This window comes from Variovorax sp. GW460-12-1-14-LB1, from assembly GCF_059423605.1.
The window spans coordinates 1-3,758 of the sequence record NZ_JBWKYF010000150.1 but is presented as its reverse complement, the minus strand read 5'-3'; the positions used below and the strand labels follow the sequence as shown (position 1 = coordinate 3,758).

At 70.3% G+C, this 3,758-nt stretch carries 4 protein-coding genes; all 4 read right to left on the bottom strand.

Annotation, left to right across the window (positions count from 1 at the left end):
* Positions 1–165: 165 nt before the first annotated feature.
* From AC07Y4_RS32740 to AC07Y4_RS32725, 4 genes are read right to left on the bottom strand one after another with little or no spacing between them, the layout of a single operon-like run.
* The gene (locus tag AC07Y4_RS32740) at positions 166–1,557 is read right to left on the bottom strand and encodes an aminopeptidase P N-terminal domain-containing protein (protein ID WP_487847687.1); all 1,392 of its coding nucleotides are present in this window, start codon (positions 1,555–1,557) and stop codon (positions 166–168) included.
* Between the two features lie 6 nt (positions 1,558–1,563).
* Positions 1,564–2,508, bottom strand: coding sequence for a hypothetical protein (locus AC07Y4_RS32735; protein ID WP_095747347.1), 945 nt, complete (start codon positions 2,506–2,508; stop codon positions 1,564–1,566).
* Entirely contained in the window at positions 2,505–3,233 is a 729-nt protein-coding gene (locus AC07Y4_RS32730; protein WP_095747784.1) for a nucleotidyltransferase family protein, read from the bottom strand. The genes AC07Y4_RS32735 and AC07Y4_RS32730 overlap by 4 nt, the downstream gene beginning before the upstream one ends.
* 14 nt (positions 3,234–3,247) lie before the next feature.
* Positions 3,248–3,637: an S-adenosylmethionine decarboxylase family protein gene (locus tag AC07Y4_RS32725; protein ID WP_062473535.1), complete on the bottom strand. Its 390-nt coding sequence runs from the start codon at positions 3,635–3,637 to the stop codon at positions 3,248–3,250.
* Positions 3,638–3,758: the final 121 nt, after the last annotated feature.

Here is a 3,758-nt window from a genome sequence, read left to right as displayed (position 1 = left end):
GGTCGGTGGGGTGGGTGCTGTGGCTCGGGGCGCTGACCGCGGCGGCGCTGGCGACGGTCGGGCTGTTGAGTGGCTTGCCGCACCGCTTTCCGCGCATTGCCGCGGGCGCAGCGGTGCTCGCGATCGGGCAGGCGCTGTTCTGCGCGCTGCCCGGCTGATCCGCGCTCAGGCGCGCATCAACGCCTCGATCTCATCCGCCTTCACCGGCACCCCCCGCGAAATCAGCTCGCAGCCCGTGGCCGTGACGATCGCGTCGTCCTCGATGCGGATGCCGATGTTGTGGAATTTCTCGGGCACGCCCTCGCCGGGGCGCACGTAGATGCCGGGCTCCAGCGTCAGCACCATGCCCGGGTGCAGGATGCGGCTCGGGCGGTTCTTGATGAGTTCGTTGGACAGCGGGTCCTTGCGCTCGCTCACCTCGCCCACCTGCGTGGGTTCGACATAACTGCCGCAGTCGTGCACGTCCATGCCCAGCCAGTGGCCGGTGCGGTGCATGTAGAACTGGAAGTAGGCGCGCGAGTCGATCACGTCGTCGACGCCGCCGACCTTGTTGGCGTCGAGCAGGCCCAGGTCGAGCATGCCCTGCGCCAGCACCTTCACGGCCGCGCCGTGCGGGTCGTTGAAGCGGTTGCCGGCCTTGGTGGCGGCGGCCGAGGCGTCCTGGCTGGCCAGCACCAGGTCGTACAGCGCGCGCTGCGGGCCGCTGAATTTGCCATCGGCCGGGAAGGTGCGGGTGATGTCGCTGGCGTAGCCGTCGAGTTCGCAGCCGGCGTCGATCAGCACCAGCTCGCCCTTGCGCACGGGCGCGGCGTCTGCGCGGTAATGCAGCACGCAGGCGTTGGCGCCGGCCGCGACGATGGAGCCGTAGGCCGGGTACTGCGAGCCGCCCAGGCGGAACTCGTGCAGCAACTCGGCATCGAGGTGGTACTCGCGCACGTCCTTGCCCTCGCGCAGCATGCGCGCCGACAGCTGCATCGCGCGGACATGCGCGCGGGCGCTGATCTGCGCGGCGCGGCGCATGATGTCCTGCTCGTGCGCGTCCTTCACGAGGCGCATCTCGTCGAGCGGGCCGCACAGGTCGCGCTGCTCCTCGGGGCACAGCGCGCCGTAGCGCACGCGCGCGCGCACCGACTGCAGCCAGCCGTCGATGCGGGTTTCCAGGCCCTTGTGGGTGGCGAAGGGGAACCACACGGTGGAGCGGTTCTCGAGCAGCTTCGGCAGCTTGGCGTCGAGGTCGTTCACCGAGAAGGCCTCGTCCACGCCCAGCGCGGCGGGGGCGGCATCGGGGCCGAGGCGGTAGCCGTCCCAGATCTCGCGCTCCAGGTCTTTCGGTGCGCAGAACAGCGTGGCGCGGCCGTCGCCCGCCAGCACCAGCCAGGCGTTGGGCTCGGTGAAACCGGTCAGGTAGTAGAAGTAGCTGTCGTGGCGGAACAGGAAGTCGCTGTCGCGGTTGCGCTGGCGCTCGGGCGCGGTGGGAACGATGGCGATGCCGTCCTTGCCCAGTTGCGAAGCGAGGCGCGCGCGGCGCTCGGCGTAGATCGTGGTGTCATTGAGCATGGGATTTCACTTTCGATACGGTGCAAGTCCGGGGTCCGCGGGTACCAGATGCCGCCATGGGAACACATCCTGTGCAAAGTGGCTGACGTAGCCGCCGATCGTTGACTGGATGACCATGAATTGCAGCCGCTGCCGCACGCCCTGCAGCTGCTGCAGCTGGGCCAGGTCGAGGCAGGTGTTGCGCAGCCTCAGCACGCGCAGCTGCGCGCCCACGGGGCTGTGCAGCAAGGCCACGTAGTCTTCGAAGGCCGTGATGCCGCCGGGGGTCCGGTCGGCCGGCCACGCCATCTGCTGCTCGGTGGATTCGGAAAAATCCAGCAGCCTGAGGCCCGGCAGCTGCGTTGCGGCGGCCAGGTGGCGGATGAAGTGCTGCGTGGCGAAATGGGCGCCGACGCACAGGCTGGTCAGTTGCGGCAGCGGCACGGCGAAGAAGTCGGCGTTCGGTGGGTTCGGCACTGTCAGTTCGCTCAGGTGCGGCGTCTTGCGCACCCAGCGCGCGATGTCGCCGCCTTCCTCGAGGATGCCGTCGCTGGTGCAGACGAGCGACTGGTTGTGGTCCTCCGGCTGCGTCGGCTTGATGAACAGCGAGCGCAGGCGGGGAAACATCACCGGGCTCTCGAGCAGCGGCGTGAACATCCATTCGCGCGAGCCGTTGGCGCCGCTGTCGGGGCCGTTGAACGACAGCGAGGTGATGCAGTCGGCCACGTCCTGCCGGCTCAGGCAGGCCAGGGTTTCGTCGAAGGCGTCGCCCCAGGTGTCGCCGAAGTATTCGACGTGCCAGCCCTGGCGCATGGGCGCGAGGCTCAGGCGCGTGAAGTCGCTCACGTAGAGCGGCACGGTCAGCGGGTCTTCGGGCGCGCCGTCGTTGCGTTCGGCGGCGGTGGCCAGGGCCAGGTCCTGCAGGCGCTGCGGCAGCAGGCGCAGGGCGTCGGGCAGCGGCGCGAGCGTCATGCGCCCGCTGCCGGCGCGACCCCGGCGTTGAGTTGCCGCAGGCGCTGCGGCGTGCCCACGTCGGTCCAGTCGCCGGTGTAGAGCTCGGCACTCACCTGCTGGTTGTCCATGGCGGCGCGCAGGATCGGCGCCAGCGGGGCCTTGATGCCGCCCGGGTTGCCGGCCGGGATGTCGCAGTACGGCGGCGCGAACAGCGCGGCGCGGTACAGGCCGATGGTCGAGAAGGTGTATTTTTCGGCCGCCTGGTTCAGCGCAAGCCCGTCGGCCGAGAGGCCGAAGTCGCCCTTGGGGTTGTGCGCCGGGTTCGGCACCAGCCACAGGTGGGCGAGCTTGCCGCTGGCCAGGAAGCGGTCGACCGCGGCCTGGGTGAAGCGGAAGCCGGGCGCGAACACGTCGCCGGCCGCGACCCAGAACACCTCGCCCAGCAGCGGCAGCGCGCGCACGATGCCGCCGGCCGTTTCGAGCGCGCCGCCGAAGTCGCGGCCCTCGTCGGAATAGGAGACGGACAGCGCACCACGCCCGTCCAGCACGGGGCTCGCGCCGAACCGGGCGGCGACCTGCGCGCCCAGCCAGTCGGTGTTGATCACCAGCTCGGTGAAGCCGCCATCGGCCAGCGCTTCCATCGGCCACTGCATCAGCGGCTTGCCGCGCACTTCGAGCAGGGGCTTGGGCGTGGTGTCGGTCAGCGGCCGCATGCGTTCGCCGCGGCCGGCAGCCAGGATCATCGCGCGCACCGCCATCACTGCACCGACCCGGCCACACGGCCGCGTTGCAGTTCGTTGCGTTCGCTGTGGCGGGGCTGGAACAGCGCCACCAGGCACGCCATCAGCGCATGCGCCTTGGCCGAGTGGTCGGCGCCGAAGTTGCAGACGTACACATCGAGCGTCACGCCGCGCTGCTCGGGCCAGGTGTGGATGCACAGGTGCGACTCGGCCAGCAGCAGCGTGGCCGTCACGCCGCCCGGCCCCTGCGGCGTGGCCGGAAAGCCGTGGACCAGCTTGCCCACGGCCTGCAGCCCGGCGGCGGCCACGGCCTTGGTGCAGACCTCGCCGAGCGCGCGCCCGTCGGTGAGCCATTGGAGGCCGCATTGGCAGTCGTGGAGATCGGCGGTGAGGTGCAGCCCTTGCATGGGGGGCAACTCTAGCAGCCGGGCCTGCGACACAAGAGAGCATCAGTGGGGTGTTGGCCCTGTATCGAGGCCGGGCGCGGCTCGCCCGGTAAAATCTCGGGTTCTCCCGTATCCCCCACCC